Here is a 24,476-nt window from a genome sequence, read left to right as displayed (position 1 = left end):
GCGAAAAATAGCTAAGTAGAAAAGCTCTGTCAATAATACAAAAAGCCCAGTGGATCTGGGCTTTTTGTTGGCAAGGCTTAAATTATTGCGAAGATTAAATCCTGAAGCGTGATACTCGATCGCTTAGCTCACCAGAGGTTTGTAGCATCATCTGTGCATTATCACTGACCTCTTGGGTTTGAGAGGACAATAGGTGCGATGTATCACTTATCGCTTGAGTATTACGGCTAATATCGTCAGATACCGCACGCTGTTCCTCAGCGGCACTGGCTATCTGTGTTGCCATATCGGTAATTTCGGTGATTGAATCGGTGATGCGCAGTAAGCTTTGTTTGGCCTGATTAGCAAACTCGACGCTGCTATCCGCAATACCTGTGCTGGAGGCCATTGAGGCGACAGCTTGCTGACTGTTTTGCTGCAAGGTGGCGATCATGGCACGGATCTCTTCGGTTGAATCTTGAGTGCGATGACTCAGTACCCGCACTTCATCGGCGACCACGGCAAAGCCTCGACCTTGCTCACCGGCTCGTGCCGCTTCAATTGCGGCATTGAGCGCCAGTAGGTTGGTTTGTTCGGCAATTGACTGAATGGTTGAGAGAATTTTATTAATCTCTGTGGCATTCGCTTCAAGTGCTGATACAACCTGCGATGCGTCGCTGAGCTGCTCTGATAGCAGTTCAATTGAATCACTGTTCTTAACGATAACCTCATTACCTTCCTGACAAGCCTTAGCTGAAATTTGAGCTGCATTGGCGGTCATCTCTGCATGATTGGCGACTTCGCTCGCAGTCGCTGACATTTGATGAATTGCCGTGGCAATTTGATCCACATCCTGATGTTGAGCATTGACACCGTTACTGGCTTGCACCGCAATGTCTGATGACTCATTGATCTGCTTGATTAGCATTTGGGTATCATTATAAATGGCTTGAATCATCAGCTGTAAGCTCTCTAGGAACCGATTCATATGGCGCTCAAGCATGCCTATTTCATCTTGACGGTGAGCTGAAAACCGCTGGGTTAAGTCACCGTCCCCTTTAGATAGCGACTCCATGGCGCTGGTGAGCTGTTGTAGCGGCTTAAACATATGATTGATGATCACCGAGGCGATAATCAAAATCACTAAGGCGAGAATAACCACAGCAATAAGACACAGCTGGAGCTGTTTTGTTATCGCCTGATAGGCAAGCTCTTTATCTTCGACTAAGCCTAATGTCCATTTGGTACCCTGCAATGGGGTCAAGCGTAACAGCTTGTCTGCGCCGTCTTGCCACTCTAGGGTCGTGATGTCACCGTTGTTAAGCAGAGTTGAGATGTTTGACTGAGTCAGGCTGCGAGCAAAGCGGCTGGCATCTTGTTGGGCGTAACCGCTATCTCTAAAGGCCAGTATTTTGTTGTTTTCATCGAGTAAGAAAGCAAAACCCGCATTGGCAATATTTAGATCGGCTATCTGCTGCGTGATGTAAGCGATACTAAGATCTGCTGCCAGTACGCCATGAATGTCGCCATCAAAGCGTTTGGCTAGAGTCACAACGGTATCACCAGAGAGATCCACATAAGGTTGTGTAGTGATGATGTCATGGGTGTTGTAAGCATCTTGATACCAAGGGCGAGTACGCCCATCAAAGTCGGCAGGGATCTCAACGCTTTTATCGCCAGAGATCACTAAGCCATTTTCTAATCCCATATACAGGTTGATAAAGCCGCCGGCCTGGATACTTAGCGCCAATTCACCATCATCGCTAAGTGCACTGCTTAAGCGCGCCTCATTGGCATTGATGATGCGTTTTTTATCTGCTAACCAGCTAAAAATATTATTGTTGAGCGCTTCGGCTTGCAGTGTGAACCGAGTCGAGACAGCTTGATCGGTTTGCAGGTTGAGCTGCTTGCTTGCGATAAAGGCGAGAGTTGCGGTTATGGTGATTATCACGACCAAAACGGCGAGCTGGATTTTGTGCTTAATGCTGAGGTTCATTATTATTATATTGACGGACAAGGGCCCATTTACGCTGAGCGAAAATTGGGGGGACTTAATCCTGTTAAATGTGCGCGGATTATAGGCGATGATATTTAAATGAGCATTTTAAATGTATCAGTGATGAGAAGTTTGTCTCAAATTATCAATAACTAACACCAATGATTTCAGTAATGTCTAACACCAATAGTTGGCATTAATGCAGGCAGTAAAGCTGGTACTTAAAACAGACACTTATAGTTGACACTTATAGCAGGTGCAAGGATGTGTTAAGCCGTTTTTATGGTTGATGAGTCACTCAGGAGTCACTGGGCTGGTGGGATTATTGTATCTATGAGTCGAGACGATAAAGCCCTGAATGTGACAGGGCTTTATCGTTGTGATGATTAAATCTTAAAGCGTGAAACTCGATCGCTTAGCTCACTAGAGGTTTGTAGCATCATCTGAGCGTTGTCGCTGACCTCTTGGGTTTGACATGACAACTCATTTGAGGTGTCACTAATTGCTTGAGTATTACGACTGATGTCTTCTGATACTGCGCGTTGCTCTTCGGCGGCGCTGGCAATTTGAGTCGCCATATCATTGATTTCTGTAATTGAGTCTGTAATACGCTCTAAGCTGTGTTTGGCTTGGTTAGCAAATTCGACACTAGACTGAGCAATATTGGTGCTAGACGTCATAGATGATACTGCGTGTTGGCTGTTTTGCTGCAAAGTGGCGATCATAGCTCTAATTTCTTCGGTTGAATCTTGAGTGCGGTGACTCAGTACTCGCACTTCATCAGCGACCACGGCAAAGCCTCGGCCTTGCTCACCAGCTCGAGCGGCTTCAATTGCCGCGTTTAGGGCAAGTAGATTCGTTTGTTCAGCAATGGCCTGAATGGTTGATAGGATCTGGTTGATCTCTGTAGCGTTTTCTTCAAGTGTTGAAACGACTTTAGAAGCGTCATTAAGCTGCTCAGATAGCAGTTCAATTGAGTCACTGTTTTTAACGATAACCTCATTGCCTTCGATGCAAGCTTGAGTCGATACTTGCGCCGCATTGGCTGTCATCTCGGCATGGTTAGCGACTTCGTTTGCTGTTGCTGACATTTCATGAATCGCCGCTGCAATTTGATCGACATCTTGATGCTGGCCATTTACCCCTTCGCTCGCCTTGGCAGCGATATTTGATGATTCGTTAATCTGCTTGATTAACTGCTCGGTATCGCTAGAAATGGCCTTCACCATCTGTTGCAAACTCTCAAGGAAGCGGTTCATATGGGCTTCAAGTAGGCCTATTTCATCTTGTTTGCTTGCGGCAAAACGTTGGGTTAGATCGCCATCACCTTTTGATAACGTTTCAATCGCATCGGTTAATTGCTGCAGCGGCTTAAACATGTGGTTAACAATGAAAGACGCAATAATTAAGATAATAAATGCAAGCACAGCAACTACCATAAGTAAGTTGATAACTTGTTGTTCAATCATTTGATAGGCAAGTGTTTTATCTTCAACTAAACCTAAGGTCCAGTTAGTACCCTTCAGATGCGTTAAGCGAATTAGCTTCTCTTTACCATCTTGCCACTCGATAGTGGTGATAGCGGAGCTATTGCGGATTGATTCAATATTGGATGGGGTTAACGTTTGAGCCAGACGGCTGGCATCTTGTTGGGCGTAGCTACTATCGCGGTATGCGAGGATCTTGTTATTTTCATCTAACAAGAAAGCAAAACCAGCGTTGTCGATACTAAGGTTGTTAATTTGTTCAGTAATGAAACCAATACTCAAGTCAGCGGCAAGTACACCGTTCATTGCGCCATTAAAGCGTTGTGCCAAGGTCACAACTGCTTGACCTGTGATATCGATATAGGGCGGCGTGGTGATCATTTCGCTACTGGTATAAGCCTGCTTATACCAAGGGCGTGTGCGAGGATCGTAATCTTCTGGCCATGGCTGAGACTTATCCCCTGAGATGATATCGCCAGTATCAAAACCGGCATAGACATCGATAAAGCCACCACCATTAATGGTAAACAATAATTCTCGGTCGCTATCTAAGCCTTGCTGAATGCGTGACTCATTGGCTTTTACAACCTGCTTTTTATCGTCTAACCAGCTAAAAATATTATTACTCACGGCTTCAGCTTGTAGTTTGAATCGCGCTGCAATGGCGGCCTCGGTATCATCGCTAAGTTGGCGTGTAGAAATGCTAGCAAGAGTGGCACTTATTGCGACAATAGTGAGTAAAACTGCGAGTTGAATTTTATGTTTTATCGTTAGATTCATTTTATTTATCACTAGTAAAATTAGGGAGAACTAGCTGATTAGACCAGTAAATTTAAAAAGGTGGAGTAAAAGACAGCTTGAAAACAGCAGGATTATAGAGCAAGCATTTTATTTAAGTACATCAATTTTACAATATTTGAGAGCGTTATCTCAAATAATATACAATTAATTAAAGAGTGATGAAAGTACAGCTGTATATTTAGCTGAACATGCAAATTTTTTACTAGAATTGATTGATAGATATAATGAGATTTACGCTTGAAATATAAGAGCCGATTGGGGGCAATCGGCTCTTATGCAGACAAATATTTTGTCTATATGTTCAACTGAAAGATAGTTAACTAAAAGATCGTCAGCTGAATGTTTAGCGACTACTCGTCACTATCACCCAATGACAATAAAGTCGCATTACCACCAATTGCGGTAATGTTATTGGTGTGGGTTTTTTCAGTAATAAAGCGTGTTAGGTAGTGTGGACCGCCCGCTTTTGGTCCTGTGCCTGATAGGCCTTGACCACCAAACGGCTGTACGCCCACCACTGCACCAATTTGGTTGCGGTTGATGTAAACGTTACCCGCTCTGACTTTGTCTGCAAGTTTTAGTGCATGACCTTCGTTACGGCTATGGATACCTAAGGTCAGGCCAAAGTTAGTCGAATTAATCTCGGCAATGACTCTTTCAAGCTCTGATGACTTATAACGAATAACGTGCAAAATAGGGCCAAAATGCTCTTTATCTAACACCTTGATTGAATCAATCTCAACCGCTGTCGGTGCGACAAAGTAACCATTTTCAGTGCCTTTAGGTAACTCAACCTGCTTAATGAGCTTACCAACTTGCTTGATATGATCGATATGCGCGTTTAAGTTTGCCGCCGCAGTCGCATCAATAACAGGACCTACATCGGTTTTAATTGAATTAGGGTTACCAATCGTCAACTCTTCCATTGCGCCTTGCATGACATCGAGTACGCGATCGGCAATATCTTCTTGCAGGAACAATACGCGCAATGCTGAGCAGCGTTGACCTGCGCTAGTAAATGATGATGACACTACATCATTAACGACCTGCTCAGGTTGTGAGGTTGAATCAACCACCATGGCATTTTGGCCACCCGTTTCGGCAATCAATGGAATAATCGGCCCTTCACGCATGGCTAATGTACGGTTGATTAACTTGGCTGTGCCTGTTGATCCTGTAAAGCACACACCACCAATACGTTCATCGGAAGTAATTGCAGCGCCAACGGTTGCGCCCGTACCCGGAAGGAACTGCAGTACGTCTTTAGGAATACCGGCTTCGTGGGCGAGCTGAGTCGCTCTGTAACCGACGATAGATGTTTGCTCGGCAGGTTTAGCAATAACGGTATTACCTGCAGCGAGAGCCGCTGTGACTTGGCCTAAGAAGATGGCAAGTGGGAAGTTCCACGGGCTAATACAAACAAAGATGCCGCGACCTTCCAGATATAGCTCGTTGAGCTCACCTGTAGGGCCAGGAAGCAACTCAGGCTTAGCCATCATTTTTTTGGCTTGCACTGCGTAATAGCGGCAGAAGTCCACAGCTTCACGAACTTCATCTATACCATCTTGAATGCTCTTACCTGCTTCGCGAGTGCAAAGGACAATTAGCTCTTCACGATTTTCTTCCAGTAGGTCGGCAAGTTTTTGCAATGCATTGGCTCGAACCTCGACAGGGGTGTTACACCAACTTGGGAAGGCAGCTTCAGCGCTTGAGAGTGCCTGCTCAATCGCTTGATTGTTAGCAAAGGCAATCTTACCGACAACTAAATTAGTATCGAATGGGCTGACCACTTCTTTAGTATCGCCAGACAAGGTCTCACCGTTAACTAAAGGACCTGCTGACCAGGTGGTGTCTTTGTACTTGTCTATCGCGGCAAAAAATGGTGCAGATTCAGAAATAATGTTCATATTCAGCCCTTTGGAATTTTTACGTTCTTTACCAAAGATATCTTCAGGTAAGACGATTCTATTGTTAGCCAGGGTTTTATAGCCTTTGAGTGTGGTGAGTGGGTGTACCACTAATGACTCAATCGGGGTTTTGGGGTCAACTAGCTTGTGCACGAACGAAGTGTTAGCACCGTTTTCAAGTAGACGACGTACTAGGTAAGGCAGAAGGTCTTTGTGCGCGCCCACGGGGGCATAGATACGTACGGTCTTAACACCACTTTCTGCTAAAAGCGTATCGTAAAGCTCTTCTCCCATGCCGTGTAGGCGCTGGAATTCATAGTCACGATCGCCGGCCATATCGGTAATGCTCGCAACGGTTTGTGCGTTATGGCTGGCGAATTGTGGGTAGATAGCACCGCGAGTCGCATCTGATAACAAGTATCTAGCACACGCTAGGTAAGAGACGTCGGTACCTGCTTTGCGGGTATAAAGTGGGTAACCGGCTTCGCCATTTTCTTGTGACCATTTTAGCTCGCTGTCCCAGTATGCGCCTTTAACTAAGCGCAGAGGGATTTCATCGCCTTGATCTTTGGATAAACGCGTTAACCAGCACAGTACAGGTAGTGCCCGCTTAGAGTATGCTTGAACGACGATACCTAATAGACCCCAGCCTTTAGCTGCATCTGAGTTATATAGGCGTTGGAATAACTTTAATGACAGCTCTAGCCTGTCCATCTCTTCTGCATCGATAGAGATACCGACATTAAGGCTACGCGCTTGCTTGATAAGCAAGATAAGCGTTTCATATAGCTCTGTTAGCGTTCTATCTTCATTGGCGACTTCATAGCGTGGATGCAGGGCTGAAAGCTTAATCGAGATAGTTGGGCGAGGGGCATAGCTGGTATCGTATTCTTGCGCGCCTAAGGTGGCAATCGCACTCGAATAGTCGTCGAAGTACTTTTGTGCATCTTTTTTAGTTAACGCCGCTTCACCTAACATGTCGTAACTGTGGGTGTAGCCAAGTTTGCGCTTATCGACACTGTTTTTCAGTGCTTCTTTAACGGTGCGGCCTAATACAAATTGCTTACCCATGATCTTCATGGCTGCAAGCATAGATTGTCTTATAACAGGCTCACCGACCTTATTGACCAAGCGGTTTAGTAGGCTGCTTGGCTTGCCGTCAATATTGTGGTCAAGCTTAACGATCTTACCTGTGAGCATTAACCCCCAAGTTGACGCGTTAACTAAGATTGAATCGCTCTTACTTAAATGTTTATCCCACTTGGCCCCAGACAGTTTGTCTTCGATTAAGGCATCGGCAGTATCTGAGTCTGGAATACGAAGCAGGGCTTCAGCAAGACACATTAAAATAATGCCTTCTTGTGTCTCTAAGCTATATTGCTGAAGGAAAGCATCAATACCGACCATAAGGCCTTTTTTGTCATATTGACGGACTTTGCTAACTAGCTCGTGTGCACGGCTCGTCACACGGTTGATCTCTTCATCACTCGAAGGAACTAGCTTTATCAAATCAGATAAATATTGCTCTTCATCGACAATATAGTTATCGCTGATCGCTTGGAACAGTTCGTTGAGGTCGGCTGAATCGTAATGACCAGCTAGTACTTCACTCGCTTTGAACATATTAATCGCTTCCATCTAGGCCACTGGGGCTGATTGCTTGGATAAGGTGTCGCGACAAAACCTCTGTTGTTATTCTTTTGTATACAATCGAAGGCCTCCGCGCGCCGATTATAACCACAAAATGTGACCTATGACAATATTGTAATATTTATTGTGATCCGCGTTTGATTGTGGTTGGCGTTAAGGTGCGCTAGCCCTTATATCATAAGGGCTGTGGAGAGGCGATAAAAAAAGCAGTGTTTTAATCAAACTGGCTTTATATGCGGTTTTACTGAATTATTACTGGCAGCTTTCCGGCATATTTGGCTGGCGATTACGGAGAAGAGATAATAAATAAGCCAGCGTATGGTTAACGTTGTTTTGCATGCGGTTTCACTGAATGATTACCAGCGACTTTCAGGCATATTTTGTTAGTGATGAGACGGAAGAGATAATAAAGAAGCCAGCGTATGGTTAACGCTGTTTTACATGCGGTTTCACTGAATGATTACTGGCAGCTTTCCGGCATATTTGGCTGGCGATTACGGGAAGGAGGTAATAAAAAAGCCAGCGTATGGTTAACGCTGGCTTTATATGCGGTTTAGCTGATTTATTACCAGCGATTTTTCGGTTTACGTTGTGGCTTAGGTAGATAAACCAGAACAATACCTAAAATTAGGCCTCCGATGGCAATAAAGCCACCTTGCTTCCACATTTCAAAACGTTCGTTCTTTTGGATACTGGCTAACTTAGCTTTAGCGCTATCGCGTTCGTTGCTAGCGCTATCTAAGGCTTTTTGAGCGGCAGCAAGTTGAGATTTCACCTGGTTAAGCTCTTGAGCATTGTTATCGCTGCTGCTTAATGCTGCTTCGAGATCGGCTTTAGTCTGCTTAAGCTCTGCCTGAATCGCAGGTAGCTTTACACGCAGGCTTGTCTTTGCGCTGAGCATTTTTGTTTGCACCCAGCCTTCACGGTCTTTACCGTCAATAATCTTGCTGTAATCACCTTGAGTCTCATTAAGCGAAGTGACTGGTTGGCCTGCTTCGATGCTGCCTAAAATACGGAATTGTGTTCCAGGCCCACCATGAAGGTAGATATAAACATCATCTGAGATGTAGCGCGTTTGGTTTGCTGCAAGCAAAGAAGGGGAAAGTAGCATCATTCCCGCAATAATTAGAATTCTTAACACCAATCTATTCTCATCTACGAAATTTAGCCCACATGCTAGGGATTTAAAGGGGGTAATGCAAGTGGCAAAAGAGTGATAAAACGCAAAAGGGAAGTTTGATACAAAAATTATCAAACTCCCCTTTAGATTACGTCGTTTTTGTAAAACGAATGTTGCTCAAGGTTATTCGAAAATACTCTTAATGATATAGAAGAATATAATTGAAAGACCTGCACCCGCAGGAAGGGTGACAACCCAAGATACAACAATGTTACGCACTACGCCCATATTGATTGCGGCGATACCACGAGCCATGCCGACACCCAAAACCGCACCAACTAAAGTTTGTGTGGTTGAGATTGGTAGACCTGTGCCTGATGCAATAACAACTGTTGAGGCTGCAGCAAGCTCAGCGGCAAAACCACGGCTTGGTGTTAGGTGAGTAATGTTTTTACCAATGGTTTGCATTACACGCTTACCAAAGATGGCAAGACCTAGAACGATACCCACAGCACCTAAAGGTAGAATCCACCAAACAAGTGGTGCAGTGCTGTTGATTTGTCCGCCACTTTCAACAACTGAAACAACAGCTGCCAATGGACCAATCGCGTTAGCTACGTCGTTAGAACCGTGAGCAAATGCCATACAACATGCCGTGACAACCATTAAGATAGCGAATACTTTCTCAACGTTACCAAACTGTGTTTGACGATCTGCTTTAGTGTCCATTTTAAGACGCTTAATCGCAATCATGCCACCAAAACCAACTGTAATTGCAATCAATGTTGCTAAGCCATACGCCTCAACAGTGCTGAAGTTTATACCAACATGCTTAAGACCTTTCGTGATTGTCACGAGTGACATCATAAAGCCCGCTAGTGCCATGTAGAAAGGCACGTAACGTTTAGCGTTTTCTAGTGGGTTATCGGTGTTGAAAATCAGCTTTTGTACACTCTGGAATATCATAAAGGCGATAAAGCCCGATATTGCCGGGGTGACAACCCAAGAACCAACGATACCGCCCACTTTACCCCATGCTACAGCGTCAGCACCAACACCTACCGCAGCGAAACCAACAATGGCGCCAACAATAGAGTGAGTGGTCGAAACAGGCCAGCCTAATGCAGAAGCTGCAATTAGCCAGATACCAGCAGCAAGAAGCGCTGAAATCATGCCGTAAACGAGTAGTTCAGGTGAATTGATAAAATAAGCAGAGTCAATAATGCCTTTACGGATCGTACTGGTTACTTCACCACCAGCTAGATACGCACCAGCAAACTCAAAGATCATAGCAATAATGATCGCTTGCTTAATTGTAATCGCATTTGAACCAACAGAGGTTCCCATTGCATTGGCTACGTCATTTGCGCCAATACCCCATGCCATTAAAAAACCAAATAGCGCCGCAATGCCAATAAGCACTGGGCCGTTGGTTACTAATACATCAACCATGTTGTTACCTTGATAATCTTTTGATTAGACGCGAGCTAACATTAGCTCTAAGCGAGAACCGACTCGTTCAGCAAGATCTGCCAAGTCACCAACCCACTCAATTATCTTGTAGAGGAACATTACATCGACAGGATTTAATTCAGATTCGATGGAGTATAGTTGTCTACGGATCTTAATCTGTAAATCATCTGTATCTTCTTCGATAGAATCTAGCTCTGCGATCATTTTAGCGACAAGATCCACTTCACGCCCTCTAAAACCTGTTTCTAACAGATCATCGAGTTCGTTAATTGCTTCTTTTGACAGTGACACTGCATCAATACAGCGCTGTAAATAAGCAATAAATGGCTCTTGAATTACTTGAGGTAGCTCTAGTTGTCGGCCAATGACGCGGCCGGAAATGTCTTTTGCTTTGTTAGCAATTTTATCTTGCTGGGTAAGTAGCTCCAGTAAGTCAGTGCGTTCTACAGGCATAAACAGACCGCCAGGCAGAGTTAAACGGATCTCACGTTTTAGTGAGTCAGCTTCTTGCTCTGCAGAGCTAATTTGCTTACGCAATAGAACTGCTTTGTCCCAGTCTCCTGCGACAGTTGCTTCAAAAAATGGGACAAGTATTAACGCACAATCGTATACTTTGTCGATATGCTCTTGAAGAGGCTTAATTGGCGATTTTGCAAACACGCCTAAAATAGAGTTTACTGGCATTGCCGTGTACCTATTTTGGTTATTCCACTATTGGAAAAAGCGGGCGCATGTTAACTCAAGCGGCCGCGTAATAAAACTGTGTTTTTCTATTTAAATAGACAGTTTTTTATTCTAGCTAGTTATATCCTAACTGCAAAGCGGATCCTACGACGATATTATTGCAGAAATATTACAATGTGTAACTTTAATGGCAGATTGATTAAATTTTGATGACAAGGTGAATGGTACATCGATGGAAGCTGAGATTGAACTCAAGCTTTTCTTTAATGAAAAGCAAAAGAAAAGCCTTATAAAACTACTAGATAGCTTACCAAATTGCGAAGCTAAAGGTATTGAAAAGCTAACGAATGCTTACTTTGATACAAATGCGCTTACCTTAAGGAAATGGGACATGGGTCTGCGGATCCGGGGCATTAATCAACATTTAGAGCAAACAATTAAAACAAAAGGTCAGGTTGTAGGCGGGATCCATTCTCGGCCTGAGTATAATGTTGATATAGATCAAAAATTTCCGCAATTAAATTTATTCCCGAGTAAAATTTGGCCTGAGGGTGTGAATATTGACCAAACACAGTCTGAACTCTACTGTTTGTTCAATACTGATTTTGAGCGTCAGCGTTGGCATATTTTTATTGATGACAGTTTAGTTGAAGTGGCTTTAGATATTGGTGAAATCTGTGTTGAACAAGCCGTTGAGCCGATTTGTGAGCTAGAGTTTGAGCTATTGGCGGGCGATACCAGTGCATTATTAACTCTCGCTGGCATCGTGAGTCGAGAAATTCCTGTGCGTTTAGGTCAAGCGAGTAAAGCGCAGCGAGGCTATCGTTTAGCTGGGCAGTCAGCGCCTGAAACAATTGCTGCACTTGAGTTTATAAAAATCGAACCTCAGCAGAGCCTAAAGCAAGTTGTGGTTAACCTACTCACCCTGGGGTTAGAACGCTGGCAAACCATTGAGTCTATGCTGCTCGATCACCAACAATCCCTAGAGGCATTGCCCATTCTGAGTTATCGTTTACGAGCTTGTATTCGATTACTTAAAAACACCCTAAAGCAGTTCGAACTGCTCGAAGACACTTTTCAAGCGGATTTTGATTGTGTTGAGCGTCGACTCAACTTCATTGAAGAAGCGTTAAGTTTATATGGCATCATTGATGATGACGCCGCACTGATCGCCAAATTACCGCAACAACAAGCTTTAGTCGATGTCGCCTTAGTTAAATTGCAGCATCTGGATATTATTGGCCAAGTGGAGCAATTACTGGCTGACATTTGCTACGGTCGATTGCAGGTGCATTTAGTCGACCTGTTAACTCAGATAAGTGACGACCAAGTTAGCATCAATAAGCAATTGGAGCTTAAGCACTTTGCTAACCAGATGCAGGAAAAGTCCTGGCAGCGAATTTTAGATGTGATGCCATTAGATAGCGACCTGAGCAGCTCGGATTACCAGTCGGTTGCGAAGGCACTCGATGACAGCATTTTTGTTGGCGTGGCCTATGGCGATCTTTACCCTGTTAAATCACGTGATCAATTTAGAGCACCTTGGCAAGACTTAGCTTTAGGGATCCGTACCTTAGCGGCTTATCGTCAGTTAAAGCTCATTAGCGAAATTGCTTATCTAGATATTACCGACTGGCTAGAAAATAAAGAGCAAAGTTTAGTGCAAGCGATGGAGTTCTCTCGTCGCAGCGCGATGAAAAATCAACCGTATTGGCGTTAATCGTAATCAATTTAAAAGTACCATTCAGTTTAAAGAAATGAACACTTCGTGGTTTATCGCTTTTAAAACAAAGAGCCCAGCTAATGCTGGGTTCTTTGTTTTTGTTTATAAATCAGATGTTGGCTTAACTTAACGGCATTGCTACTTGATGCGGGCTTTTTTCTTCTTTTTTATTGTGGTTTTATAAAAATAGCCTACTCAGATTGCCTACTTAAATTGCTCAGGCTTGTTATGACTGACTTGCTTAGACTCTTGTTTTAGCGCTTGTTTAAGCTCAGAAATTTCCTCGAGCAACATCTGTTGATTTTTCTCCATCCTAATCAAGCTGGTATTGAGTTCAGAGCGGAGCTCTTCGGCGTGGCTATCGAGTTTTTCCGTTTCATCAGGAGAAACAAAAACAGACGCCATATAACCTGAAATGACACCAAAAAAGCTCACGCCACAGACTATCACGACTCCGCCAATAATGTGGCCTGCAGTCGTCACTGGGTAGTAGTCGCCATAGCCCACTGTAGAGATGGTCACCAGTGCCCACCATAACGCGCTCTCTGCTGTGTCGATATTGGCCCCTTCAACACCGCTTTCAACAATTAGCATCAGTACAGATGAGAAGGTTAAAATGGTTACAAGTGCGACCAATAGGCTGGCAACGGTCGCTTGTCGGCGCTGTTTAAGCATAGGAACAAGAAGTGAGCGCGTCATACGGATAAGGCGCACGACTCGTAATATTTGGAATAGGCGCGCCATTCTAAGGGCTTCAATGGCCGGAATACTGGCCACAAAATCAATCCAATGATGTTTTAGATAGTCGACCTTGCCATCAGCCCTGAACAGTTCAAAAAAGAAATTAGACATGAAGATGAGACAGATACTGGTATCTATCAGAAACAATAAGCGTCTTGTTTCGCCATCCAATCGGCCAAAGGTGAGCACGAGCACTACAATAACCGACAGCAGTGATAGCAGCATCATTGCCAGTTGGATTGGGGTGGGAGGCGTATCGGGCTGCAGTAGCCAGCGCTTTTTATTTGCCATCGCTTAGGTCCATCTATTGAGGTGCCGGCGAGTGCCTATGAGGCACCTTGGTTTGCGCCTATTTATCAGCGCTAAATTGGATTAAATCATCTAATACATGCTTTTTGATTTCAAGTTGTTGCTCTGCCAAGAGGTTATATTTTCCAGCTAAAATCTCATAATCACTCAAGCTAAGCGATACGGTAAGGCGAGGGCGCTTAGGGCGTTTAGTCACACTTAAGCCCAATATTTCTCTGATCTGATCAGATGGGCTTACCCCTGCATCGAGCGCTGCCTTGCGAATAGCATACTGGAACTTTTCATCCATATCGAAGGCAATTTGCGTCGCTTTGGCTGCTTTCTGGTTTTGTTGCCACTGCGCGGGTAAGGGATTTTTTTGTTTGGTCATGCGTGCGGTACCTAAATATTTTCATCCGTAAAAGAACGTGCGGAGTATGCTTAATACCAAGAAGTATATGCTACCACTCATCGGAGCTGAAAAAAATGGTTCTAGATTTTCGTCTAGAACCATTCATTTATGCGCCTGGCCAATATTCTCGAATATCAGTCAGTGGGCGGTATAGGGTTAACATAACGTCTGTTTCGCCACCCTCATACACCTCAACATCAACAGCCTTATCTTCGTCATCGTCTAGCAACTGATAAGACTCAAATGGGTCACCAGTCGAACCATCTGCGTCTTGTGGTGGCCTTAGACCACGGTAATCTTGGCGGTGAAAGTAGCCAAAACTCCCTGAAGTAACCTGATGATAATGAGGTGATAACCACTGTTCATAATCATTCAAGTCTGATGACAGTGTTTGCGTATCTAGCTCCGCTTTACCTGCCTCTTCGAAAATTTCGCTAAATTGATCAAGATCGAAAAGCTGTTCAACTAGGCCTCGATTGACCTTAATCGAGAGGGCTAAGTAAGTTTCGTCATCTTCATCAAGACTCAGAAAAATAGCATCGCCACTGTGGCCTTTTAACACCCATTCTGTTTGTTGCTTGCGCTGATACTCATAAGTATTGACCGCTTCAACTCGCAGTTGCTGACCACGCAGTTGTGGTGGCAAGGCAAAACTGTCATCAAGGGAGATCATATCTCCCTTGTTGAGTTTTGATGGATGGTCAAGTTGACGTTTAGGTTCCTCTTTTTTGCCAAATAGGCTGCTTAGAAATCCCACGTCAGTCTCCTTTAGCCTTTACGCGCTTTAATGCGATCAAGTACAGCATTTGCGTTAGACTTTTGCTCGCCAATACCGGCTTGAGCTAGTTTGTCATGCAGTGCTTTGTCGCTGTTCTCTTCTGCTAAGGTTTCAGAAGCTTTTAGACGGTCGTCAAATGACTGCTGACGCGCTTTGATGCGCTCTAATGAATCTTTAGCGTTGAGTAGCTTAGAGTTGCTACCTGCAAATGAGTCGGTAATCGTCGCAGTTGCTTTTTGTACGCTTTCAGTGGTTTTAACCATCGTTAACTGGCGCTGGTAATCTGTCACTTGGCGCTCAGTTTTACGGACTAGCTCTTTTAAGCGAGTTGCATGGGCGCTAAAGCTATCGTTTGCCGACTGTTGATCGTTAAGCTCTTGGTCTAACTCGGCAATTTTCTCAGCCACTTCAAGTGCTAATGGCTCATTACCCTTCTCAAGTGCTTGAGTCACGTAACCTTCATGTTCTGCAATAGAGCGCTTAAGACGATCAACTTCACGGCTTGCTTGCATCTCTTTTGCCATCACTTCAGTTAAGTCGCGCTTAGCTTTAGTTAGGTGTTTTTCAGCATCACGGATTTCTTGTTCAAAAATACGTGTTGAGTTTGCATCAACGATGCCTTGACCAACTTCCGTTGCACCGCCACGGAAAGCTGTAAGAATTTTGTTTAGAATGCCCATAATGTGGCTCCTTTATTTAAGGTAGTCGACGAGTTCGTCGATAACTTCAAGACAATTGTCAGATAGAACAGACAGTTCCTGCTCAATCTCTTGCATACTTGAATGTACTGATAGTGCGCCGTAAACCACATATTTGTCGTCGATTTTTGCAAACGATGACAGTGGCATTGGAATGTTGAGCTCTAACATGGTCTCAAACATTTCACTACGACGCTCTTGATTCACTTCATCCTCGCCCCATAAATAACTGATGCAAAGGATTTGGTTGTCCGTGACCGATACAAATACCGGGATCTCTTCACGGCCAACAACGTTAACTTGTAAGACTTCCACGTCACCATCTATTGGATAACAATCAAATTGAAAGCCAGTTTGGCTATTGTCGCCAAGTTCATTTAGGTGGTTGGCAATTGTGTGGATATTCATATTTGTCCTTATTGACATATTATGTCTGTGATTAAAGATAACACCGCGACATAATATGTCAAGTGCTATCTTTACGATTCAAAAATAAACTCTACTGATTTTCTAACCAAGCCTGCTGATGGTATTGATACAGCTGGCTTGAACCTAAAACATTGGGTTTAATTTGAGCCTTGTTCTGGTAAAAATTCCCAGGGAACTCAAAAGCTGCATGCATCAATCCTGAGGTAAACCAAGGATCATCTACAGGCAGTTGTTGCACGTTTTCTAGCCTATTTCGAGCGCTTTTGCCACCTAAAGTGGCAATGCTCCAGCCCCATTCGCCGAAACTTGGCACGTTATGATGATACTGATCGACATTAAAGCCCGCCAATTCCAAGGTGTTAGCCACAGAAATAAAGGCATTGGGCGCATGATAAGGTGACGTTGACTGTATGGTTAAGGCAGCGTCATTACTCATTAGTTCCTTGAGTTTAAGATAGAAAGCATCGGAATAAAGCTTATTGAGATCTGGATGGCTAGGGTCGGGCAGATCAACGATAATGACATCGAACTTTTCTTCTTTCGCCAGCAATTTATCGACCCCATTAAACGCATCGTCATACATAATTCTTAAGCGTGGGTCGTTAAGTGCATCTTGGTTGAGTGCTAATAATGCACGGCTCAAATGCTCAGGCATATCACTGGCAGGATTTTTAAATAGTTCAACCAGTTCCTTATCAAGATCCATCAGTGTCACTTGCTGAGGTTGCCACTGCAGCACTTGAGTTAAACCAAGGCCATCCCCACCGCCTATGATCAACACCTTGTCATGACGAGCGCTAGCCGCCATGGTTGGATGCACTAAAAATGAGTGATAGATATGCTCATCACTGCTGGAGAACTGTAATCGACCATTGATATAAAGCGAATGCACAGGCCCCAGTCCATTGCCTCTTAAACGCTCAGTAAAGGTCAGTTGTTGAAAGCGCGTTGCCTTGGCATAAACAACCTTGTCTTTATACAGCAAGTTATTAAAGTTCTGCTCCCATTGAGGGCCGTGCAGTGCAAGTAATACCAAAATACCAGTCGCAATAAAGTGACCCACTAATAGCAGTTTTACATGACGTATTTGGTGCCAGAAGCGCCAGATAAAGATAAAACCTGCTAGCAGATTAAAGCTTGCAGTTAAGGCGGCGGCAAGTTGGATATCGATCGCCAGCATAAAGCCAACCCAGATAGCTGCACCAATACCGGCGCCAACATAGTCTGCGCCATAAATGGTACCCGCGTTATGCATCAGGTGCGCTTCAGACAGGGCTTGGCGTACTCGCGCGATCAGTGGGATCTCCATACCAATCATCAGGCCGAGTAACACGCCCCATACGTAAGGCAAGTATTCACTGAGCTTTTGCAAAGTGCCAATAAAGCCACCGTTGGGTAGCTGATCGGCCGGTAGACCTAAGGTATCAGCAATGATTAAGGGTAATTGCTGGCCAAAGCCGATAACGGCAGCGGTGATTAAAATTGCCAGTGAGCCACATAGGGCTACACACAGTTCTAATACGGCAAAACCGGTAAAGGCGCAGCGAATTTTACGGGCAGCAAAAGCGCCGACTCCCATAGAGACGATCATTAGACCGATCATGGTGTAAATAGCGGCTTCGAGCGCCCCTAGAATACGGCCAGCATAATGTGATAACAGGTATTCATAAATCAGGCCGCAGCCTGCGAGCACGGCCATAATGCCGAGCAATAAGATATCGTCGAACCAGCCGAGTTTGCCCGATTCTATGGTGTCATTTTTGGTTGGAGTCGTCGTGCTGCTTGAGTCGGTTTGCATTGAGTGTCAGTTGCTTATTTAGTGGAGATTATTTTTGGAGAGTTTTTTATTCGAGATAGCCACACTCGGATATATGTTAATGGCAGTAAATAGAAAAGGGAGCGTATCGACCGCTCCCTTAATCTTACTTAAGCCATTAAGGCGGCGAGGATTATCGCGATAGAAACGCTAATAGCCATCTCGACGAAAGCAAGGCCAATATTATGTTGTTTTTCAACTTCATCGCAGAGGTTGATTTTGGCCAGCACTAACTTTTTAATCAGGGTGATTAGCAGTGATAGCGTCACTAGCATCACCACTGAGAAGACAAGCCAGCCGATGAGGTTAGCGACATAGGCATGTGGGTCAAAAATAATGAAATGGCTGGCAGCATTAAAACTAAATGCCATGGCAAGCATATAGCCGCTATGACGAATCGCCAGCGCTACATGTCCCTGAGCAATGGCCGCTTGCATCGATGCGCCTTGATTACGCTTAGCGTAGCGGTTCTCGCGGCCACGAGTGAGCAGCACTAACATCAGCTGTGAAATCGCAAAGGCACTAAAGATGGCGATAAAGGTGTAAATGGTAAGGTCTTCAGCCCACATTAATACCGAGCGAATAATAATCGCAGTGGCAATCGCAGCGGTTGCATCAACAATCGCGACAGAGACATTACCCTTGAGGATTAAAGCGTTCTTATCAATATCATTAAGTGCAATCTTGTCATGCAAAAAACGACCGAGTTTAATCAGTACTAAGCCAAACAAACCATAAGCACTCATGCCAATGGCTTCAACCAAATAGGACTCGGCGGCTTCACCGGTTATCGCACCTGTGAGCACAATACCCAGTGCCATCACAGCACCCGCAGTACTAATACCAAAGGCAAAGTTATCGTTTTCTGCCAGTTCGTGGCGACTATTTACTTTAATTGTCCAGCCTTGCAGATAGCGCATCAATGTTAATAGCAAGACTGCAATGGCGATATCGATGGCCAAAATAATCAGTAGATCGAGTGTGAGGCCATAGTTTTCTAAAAATGTCATAAAAGTTCCTTAATTATTTGCCTCGGCGAACACCGCGAGTAGTACGACTGCTGGAATTACGGAAGCTGCTGTCCTTAGAGTAGTTAGAGCGGAACTTGCTCTTGCTGCTCGCAGTGCGTCCTGTTGAACTGGCTTTTGGGGTGCTGCTACTTTGTCTCGAAAGACTACTTGAGCCTGTGCGTGACTTAGCATACGGGCTATCAAACTTTTTACCTTGAGAGTTAAATTGCTTTTTTGTTCGCTCATAGGTTTGAGTTTGGGCTCTAGCCTGTTTCGGTGAGGTATAACGGTAGCGTCCCACATCATTGTAATAGCTATAGTTACGTCGACTTGACCAACGATCGTAACCAATTGGGCCGCGAGTTAAGTTGGAGAACATCGAGTACATGCCGTACCAAGCCCAAAATGACATGCCATTAGAGCTTGTTTGCCAGTTACCGTAAGAGGGGTTACCCACTAGCTGGCTACCGGCACCAAAGTCTTCGGCGCCATTAGCAAGTGCTGCGGCTTCACGGCTGATGGAGTTCACTCGAGCGAGCGCGCCGCCCGACATATCAGCAACCACGTTAAGTGGATCTGACAGCATATCGTTATAGAGGCTAGGATCTGCGGCTTGATACAGGTTTTCGACTTCAGCCAGTTGCTGATCGAGATCGACAAAATTGGCCGGGTTTTGCGCTTCAGTCAAACGCCGCGTCAGTGAGGTAAACATCGGGCCGCGGTTAGTGGCATCGGTGGCAAGCTCTGTGAGCAGTGGGCTTAGGTCTGGTTTTTGCCTTTCCAATACTTGAGTGTATTGTTTTAGCAAATTAGCATTACGTACCTGACCGTCGCTCAACATAGTGCTTAGGGTATCGAGGCGTTGCTGAGTCAGCTGCTGATACTTTGCAATTTGCTCTGGCCTATCATCACCACATCCTGCGAGGGTGAAAACCAGTATGACGGTGAGAACGCGCTTTAGCATTCCTGCCATAGTTTCTCCAAATTCGATTATGTTACTTTTTAGTGGCCAAATGCCGAATGTAACAAAGACATATTGCCATAATGCTTAATGATACTTTATAGCGATTTATATTTATTCAGCATACAAGATTTTTCAGTTGCTGAAACATTGAATTCGCAAGAGAAATAATTTGCTCTTACTGTAATTATCACTGCTTGAGTATAGTATTGCCTATTAGAGCATAAAAATAGCAATGATCCTGTTTTCATGGCCTTGAGTAATTAAATTTACTCAACTGACCAACATTCTCGACCAAAGCTGCTCACATTTGTTCACGCTCTATCTATATCATTAATGACATAATATGTCGATGTACAAAATTGTTAGGGATTATTATGCGCACGGCTACACAGGGTAATAAGCTTGTCAGCACTCAAATGGCTGAGACCGCAGAGCGATATTGGCAAAGACTCACCGATAGCGCAGCAGATGTGCTAGCGGCGTTGACAGATGAGCAGCAACAGGAACTCAAACTGGTTTTTGGGTTAAGTGATTTTATTGCAAGCCAGCTGTGTCGTCACTCGCACTGGATCCCCGCATTATTTGAGCGCGAACTGCATAATATTGAGCGTCAAACCTTCGATAGCGAACTGACAAGCTTGCTTGAACCTGTGACCGATGAAGAGCAGGCAAAACGTATTTTACGTCAATATCGTAACCGACAGATGGTGTGTATCGCCTGGCGTGATTTTCTTGGCTACAGTGAATTAGAAGAGTCCTTGCTCGATCTGTCAGCGCTAGCCGAGGCGTTAGTGATTACCGGGCGCGACTGGTTATATCGCGAGATGTGCGCGCAACTGGGCACCCCAAGTGATAGCCAAGGTAAGCCGCAAAAACTACTCATCTTAGGCATGGGTAAGCTCGGCGGTCGTGAGCTTAACTTCTCTTCAGATATCGACCTTATTTTCACTTTCCCTGAGCATGGTGAAACCTTAGGTGGTAGGCGTGCGCTTGAAAACCAACAGTTCTTTATTCGCATGGGTCAGCGACTGGTTAATCTGCTTCATCAAGTGACGGTTGACGGCTTTGTGTATCGGGTCGATATGCGTCTGCGCCCCTATGGCGAAAGCGGCCCCTTAGTGGTTAGCTTTAGCGGGCTAGAAGATTACTATCAAGAGCAGGGGCGTGACTGGGAGCGCTATGCCATGGTAAAGGCGCGCGTACTCGGGCCGTGGACAGCCGATTCTGATGAGCTACATGATCTGCTTAGGCCGTTTGTTTATCGCCGTTATTTAGATTTTTCAGCGATAGAATCACTGCGCAAAATGAAAGGGTTAATCACTCAAGAAGTACGCCGCCGTAAGCTCACCGACAATATTAAGCTCGGTGCTGGCGGGATTCGAGAAGTCGAATTCGTGGTGCAAAGTTTTCAGCTTATTCGTGGTGGCCGTGAACCCGCATTGAGGCAGCAGAGCCTGTTTGCGGCCATAGAAACCTTATACCAGTTAGGACAGTTGGAATACCTGGCTGTCGATGAGCTTAAAAATAGCTATGTGTTACTGCGCCGGGTTGAAAACTTATTACAGGCGATAAACGACGAGCAAACTCAGACATTACCAAGCGAAGTGCTAGATTGGCAGCGTTTATGTTATGCCCTCAATGCCGATACTGAAATGGATCTGCGAGAGCAGATTGAAACGGCAATGAGACAGATCCACAGCCATTTTCTGGAAACTGTTGGCGGTAATCTGCATGAAGATCAAAACGAGACCTGGACCCAGCAGCTATGGAACGCCTATGAAGATGAGCATGCGCTCTCTATTCTAGAAGAGCAGGGGATCGATGATGAAAAACTGTGGCCGATGCTTAACAGTTGGCACGAAACAGTGGTGCGCCGTACTATCGGACCGCGAGGGCGGGAGACTTTAGATAAGCTAATGCCCAAGTTGTTGTGCGAGTTTACCAATCTTCCCCATCCATCTAAGGCATTTGATCCAGTGTCAAAGGTACTGGATCAAATTTTAACCCGGACCACCTATCTTGAGCTCTTGTGTGAAAACCCAGGGGCAAGACAACAGCTCGTTAGCCTCTGTCTTGCCAGCCCATGGATTGCTCAGCAACTGGCAAAATTCCCCATGCTGCTCGATGAGCTGATCGATCCAGCCCAGTTGTATGACACCACATCGTTAGACGACTACGGCAGCGAACTGCGTCAGTATCTACTGCGAGTGCCAGAAGATGATTTAGAGCAGCAGATGGAAGCACTGCGACAATTTAAATTGTCACAGCAGTTAAAGATTGCCGCCGCCGACGTGACAGGTGTGCTGCCAGTGATGGAGGTGAGCGATCACTTAACTTTCTTGGCCGAAGCGATTATCGAGCAGGTAGTGCATCATGCATGGACACAGGTGAGTGCCCGCCATGGTGTACCTGAAAACCTAAAAGATAATGAGATGGGCTTTGCGGTTGTGGGTTACGGAAAAGCGGGCGGCATTGAGCTAGGTTACGGCTCAGATCTTGACTTAGTGTTTTTACATAATGGCAGCCAAGCCGGTCAGACCAATGGCGATAGAGCCATAGATATCGGTCACTTTTATCTAAAGCTTGCCCAGCGTGTGTTGCACTTTTTCTCAACGCGCACTAACTCAGGTGAGCTATATGAAGTGGATATGCGCTTAAGGCCATCAGGCGCATCAGGGCTATTGGTGAGTGAGATAGAACACTTTGGTGATTACCAGCGCAAGGAGGCTTGGACATGGGAGCATCAAGCCTTAGTGAGAGCCCGTTTTATATTTGGCGATAATGCACTTTCTATGCGCTTTAATGAACTCAGAGAAGAAGTACTAGAAAATCAGCGTGATATATCAATCTTAGCCAAAGATGTGAGAGAAATGCGGCTTAAGATGCGCGATCATCTTTTAAACGTTGAAGCGGGCATGTTCGATCTTAAGCAAAGTAGTGGAGGAATTGCCGACATTGAGTTTATTGCTCAATATTTAGTACTGGCACACAGTCATAAGCATAAGGCGTTGTCATTTTGGTCTGATAATGTGCGAATTTTTGCCGAGCTTGCTGAGCTGGAGTTGATACCATTCGAGAGTGCGCAGGCATTAACTCAAGCCTACTGCCATCTGCGTGATGAAAGCCATAGATTGACGCTGCAGCAGAAAAAAAGTGTGTTACCTATTGAAGCGATAAAATCCCAAACAGATCGGGTGGTTGAGATCTATCGACAGATCTTAGGCGAATAACTTAAGTTAAACAGCAAAGTTAACGATCTAGGTTAAAGCTTAAGTTAAAGCTTAAGTTAAAGCTTAAGTTAAAGCTTAGGCCCAGCATTCGTCCAATCGCTAGAGTAAAACAAAGTCCTCTACCGCATCCGCGTGGAGGATTATTTATGTTGACATCAAGACTGTTACAGCCCAAAAACAACCCCAAATCACCTCCAAAGCATCCACAAAACAATACTAAAGCCACACAAAATTCATGGCAAATTGCATTGCAGATTAAGACTTGTATCGAGTTACAAAGTGATCTCTGTTTTTAGGTATTTGCAAGCCACTGAATTGAAGTCATAAGTTAACTTTATTTCTTGTATGCTTTAACTTGGTTTGTTCTATGCAACATCGGTGTATTCAGTCTTGCAGCACGGTGATCGCTATGAATCCACTTAAGCAGATAAGCCGCTACACCACCTTTAATGACAGCCTTACTGATATGGATGTTTTTAAGGATATCTCGCTTAAAATGACACTGGCTAAATCGGCAATGGCTTTTATACGTGAGTTGCCGCTCTGTTGGCTGCTATTACTCTGTTTACTACTATTTGTGAATGATGCCGTGGCCGAGGCACAGTCAACCAAAGTTACTATAATCAGCAGCGAGTTAGCCAATTCAGTAGAAAGCGCCAACTTAGTCATCTTAGACCGCTCAGTAGAGCAAGTAGAGTCGTTACTGTCGGGGTTTAGAGGTGATTTACACCTGCTGATATTGGAAGATGATAACGAGCCATTTGAGCAGATTAATCAGGCGCTAAGTGCAGAGCCTCTTTATTCGAATGTCACTATTATTGCTAAAGCCTCAAGCTCAGCAATTTATTTGGGAGGTCGCTGGATTGATCAACACTATTTACTCGAACATCAACAAACATTAGCCACTTTTGCCAAGCAGTTTGCTAACGATAGTCAGCTATCTTTGTACACCACTAACTTGACGGTTAGCCATGGTGGCGGCGAGTTTATTGGTTTGTTTGAAAATCTGACTCAGCTGAATGTGGACGTAATTTATATGCAAGGCCAGCATTATGAGCCCCTTTGGGTACAACGAGCCGAGTTTGACTTTTAGTGCTTAACAGTCGGAATTGACATCGGGGTTTCTCAATAAAACCTATGCCCTAATGTAGTGTTTAATGAAGCAGTTAGTCTCGATACGTTTTGTATCATATTTTGAGCAGATACTGCTTTGCGGATATAGAAATACTGCTTACTATCAGCTCAAGTATGTCCCTATGTAGTATAAGGGACTAATTAGAGGATGGTTTG

At 44.6% G+C, this 24,476-nt stretch carries 17 protein-coding genes; 3 read left to right on the top strand and 14 right to left on the bottom strand.

The window, feature by feature from the left end:
• Nucleotides 1-94: 94 nt before the first annotated feature.
• The 6 genes from ACVBIU_RS02890 to ACVBIU_RS02865 form a co-directional block, all read right to left on the bottom strand.
• Complete coding sequence (locus ACVBIU_RS02890; RefSeq protein WP_447163016.1) at nt 95-1,975, bottom strand: methyl-accepting chemotaxis protein; 1,881 nt, start codon at nt 1,973-1,975, stop codon at nt 95-97.
• 386 nt (nt 1,976-2,361) lie between these two features.
• Nucleotides 2,362-4,242 carry a methyl-accepting chemotaxis protein gene (locus ACVBIU_RS02885; RefSeq protein WP_447163015.1) on the bottom strand — a complete coding sequence of 627 codons (1,881 nt, stop codon included), beginning with the start codon at nt 4,240-4,242 and terminating at the stop codon, nt 2,362-2,364.
• A gap of 371 nt (nt 4,243-4,613) precedes the next feature.
• A complete protein-coding gene (gene putA, locus ACVBIU_RS02880; RefSeq protein WP_447163014.1) occupies nt 4,614-7,808 on the bottom strand; it encodes a bifunctional proline dehydrogenase/L-glutamate gamma-semialdehyde dehydrogenase PutA in 3,195 nt (1,064 codons plus the stop codon).
• Nucleotides 7,809-8,385: 577 nt separating this feature from the next.
• Complete coding sequence (locus tag ACVBIU_RS02875) at nt 8,386-8,961, bottom strand: TIGR04211 family SH3 domain-containing protein (protein WP_447159384.1); 576 nt, start codon at nt 8,959-8,961, stop codon at nt 8,386-8,388.
• A 162-nt stretch (nt 8,962-9,123) separates the two neighbouring features.
• Complete coding sequence (locus tag ACVBIU_RS02870; protein ID WP_447159385.1) at nt 9,124-10,392, bottom strand: inorganic phosphate transporter; 1,269 nt, start codon at nt 10,390-10,392, stop codon at nt 9,124-9,126.
• A 24-nt stretch (nt 10,393-10,416) separates the two neighbouring features.
• Nucleotides 10,417-11,097 (bottom strand): TIGR00153 family protein, encoded by a 681-nt coding sequence (locus ACVBIU_RS02865; RefSeq protein WP_447159386.1) that lies wholly within the window; start codon nt 11,095-11,097, stop codon nt 10,417-10,419.
• A gap of 232 nt (nt 11,098-11,329) precedes the next feature.
• Here ACVBIU_RS02865 and ACVBIU_RS02860 point away from each other — a divergent pair, with 232 nt between their 5' ends.
• Complete coding sequence (locus tag ACVBIU_RS02860) at nt 11,330-12,817, top strand: CYTH domain-containing protein (protein WP_447163013.1); 1,488 nt, start codon at nt 11,330-11,332, stop codon at nt 12,815-12,817.
• Between the two features lie 207 nt (nt 12,818-13,024).
• Here ACVBIU_RS02860 and ACVBIU_RS02855 read toward each other — a convergent pair whose 3' ends face one another.
• From ACVBIU_RS02855 to ACVBIU_RS02820, 8 genes are all read right to left on the bottom strand, one after another.
• The gene (locus ACVBIU_RS02855) at nt 13,025-13,852 is read right to left on the bottom strand and encodes a potassium channel family protein (RefSeq protein WP_447159388.1); all 828 of its coding nucleotides are present in this window, start codon (nt 13,850-13,852) and stop codon (nt 13,025-13,027) included.
• 58 nt (nt 13,853-13,910) lie between these two features.
• The gene (locus ACVBIU_RS02850; protein ID WP_447159389.1) at nt 13,911-14,240 is read right to left on the bottom strand and encodes a hypothetical protein; all 330 of its coding nucleotides are present in this window, start codon (nt 14,238-14,240) and stop codon (nt 13,911-13,913) included.
• Between the two features lie 127 nt (nt 14,241-14,367).
• The gene (locus ACVBIU_RS02845) at nt 14,368-15,018 is read right to left on the bottom strand and encodes a hypothetical protein (protein WP_447159390.1); all 651 of its coding nucleotides are present in this window, start codon (nt 15,016-15,018) and stop codon (nt 14,368-14,370) included.
• An 11-nt stretch (nt 15,019-15,029) separates the two neighbouring features.
• Nucleotides 15,030-15,719, bottom strand: coding sequence for a PspA/IM30 family protein (locus ACVBIU_RS02840; protein WP_447159391.1), 690 nt, complete (start codon nt 15,717-15,719; stop codon nt 15,030-15,032).
• Nucleotides 15,720-15,731: 12 nt separating this feature from the next.
• Entirely contained in the window at nt 15,732-16,145 is a 414-nt protein-coding gene (locus ACVBIU_RS02835) for a YjfI family protein (RefSeq protein ID WP_447159392.1), read from the bottom strand.
• A 91-nt stretch (nt 16,146-16,236) separates the two neighbouring features.
• The gene (locus ACVBIU_RS02830; RefSeq protein ID WP_447159393.1) at nt 16,237-17,964 is read right to left on the bottom strand and encodes a polyamine aminopropyltransferase; all 1,728 of its coding nucleotides are present in this window, start codon (nt 17,962-17,964) and stop codon (nt 16,237-16,239) included.
• Between the two features lie 128 nt (nt 17,965-18,092).
• The gene (locus ACVBIU_RS02825) at nt 18,093-18,992 is read right to left on the bottom strand and encodes a DUF350 domain-containing protein (protein ID WP_447159394.1); all 900 of its coding nucleotides are present in this window, start codon (nt 18,990-18,992) and stop codon (nt 18,093-18,095) included.
• 13 nt (nt 18,993-19,005) lie between these two features.
• The gene (locus ACVBIU_RS02820) at nt 19,006-19,965 is read right to left on the bottom strand and encodes a hypothetical protein (protein ID WP_447163012.1); all 960 of its coding nucleotides are present in this window, start codon (nt 19,963-19,965) and stop codon (nt 19,006-19,008) included.
• A gap of 365 nt (nt 19,966-20,330) precedes the next feature.
• On the opposite strand from ACVBIU_RS02820, the gene glnE reads away from it, so the two are divergent.
• Both glnE and ACVBIU_RS02810 read left to right on the top strand, forming a co-directional pair.
• Nucleotides 20,331-23,186 (top strand): bifunctional [glutamate--ammonia ligase]-adenylyl-L-tyrosine phosphorylase/[glutamate--ammonia-ligase] adenylyltransferase, encoded by a 2,856-nt coding sequence (glnE, locus tag ACVBIU_RS02815; RefSeq protein WP_447159396.1) that lies wholly within the window; start codon nt 20,331-20,333, stop codon nt 23,184-23,186.
• Nucleotides 23,187-23,595: 409 nt separating this feature from the next.
• A complete protein-coding gene (locus ACVBIU_RS02810) occupies nt 23,596-24,279 on the top strand; it encodes a DUF4347 domain-containing protein (protein ID WP_447159397.1) in 684 nt (227 codons plus the stop codon).
• The last annotated feature ends 197 nt before the right edge of the window (nt 24,280-24,476 follow it).

This window comes from Shewanella sp. 30m-14 (assembly GCF_052977125.1).
The sequence above is the reverse complement of the archived record's forward strand: the minus strand, read 5'-3'. Positions and strand labels throughout refer to the sequence as shown.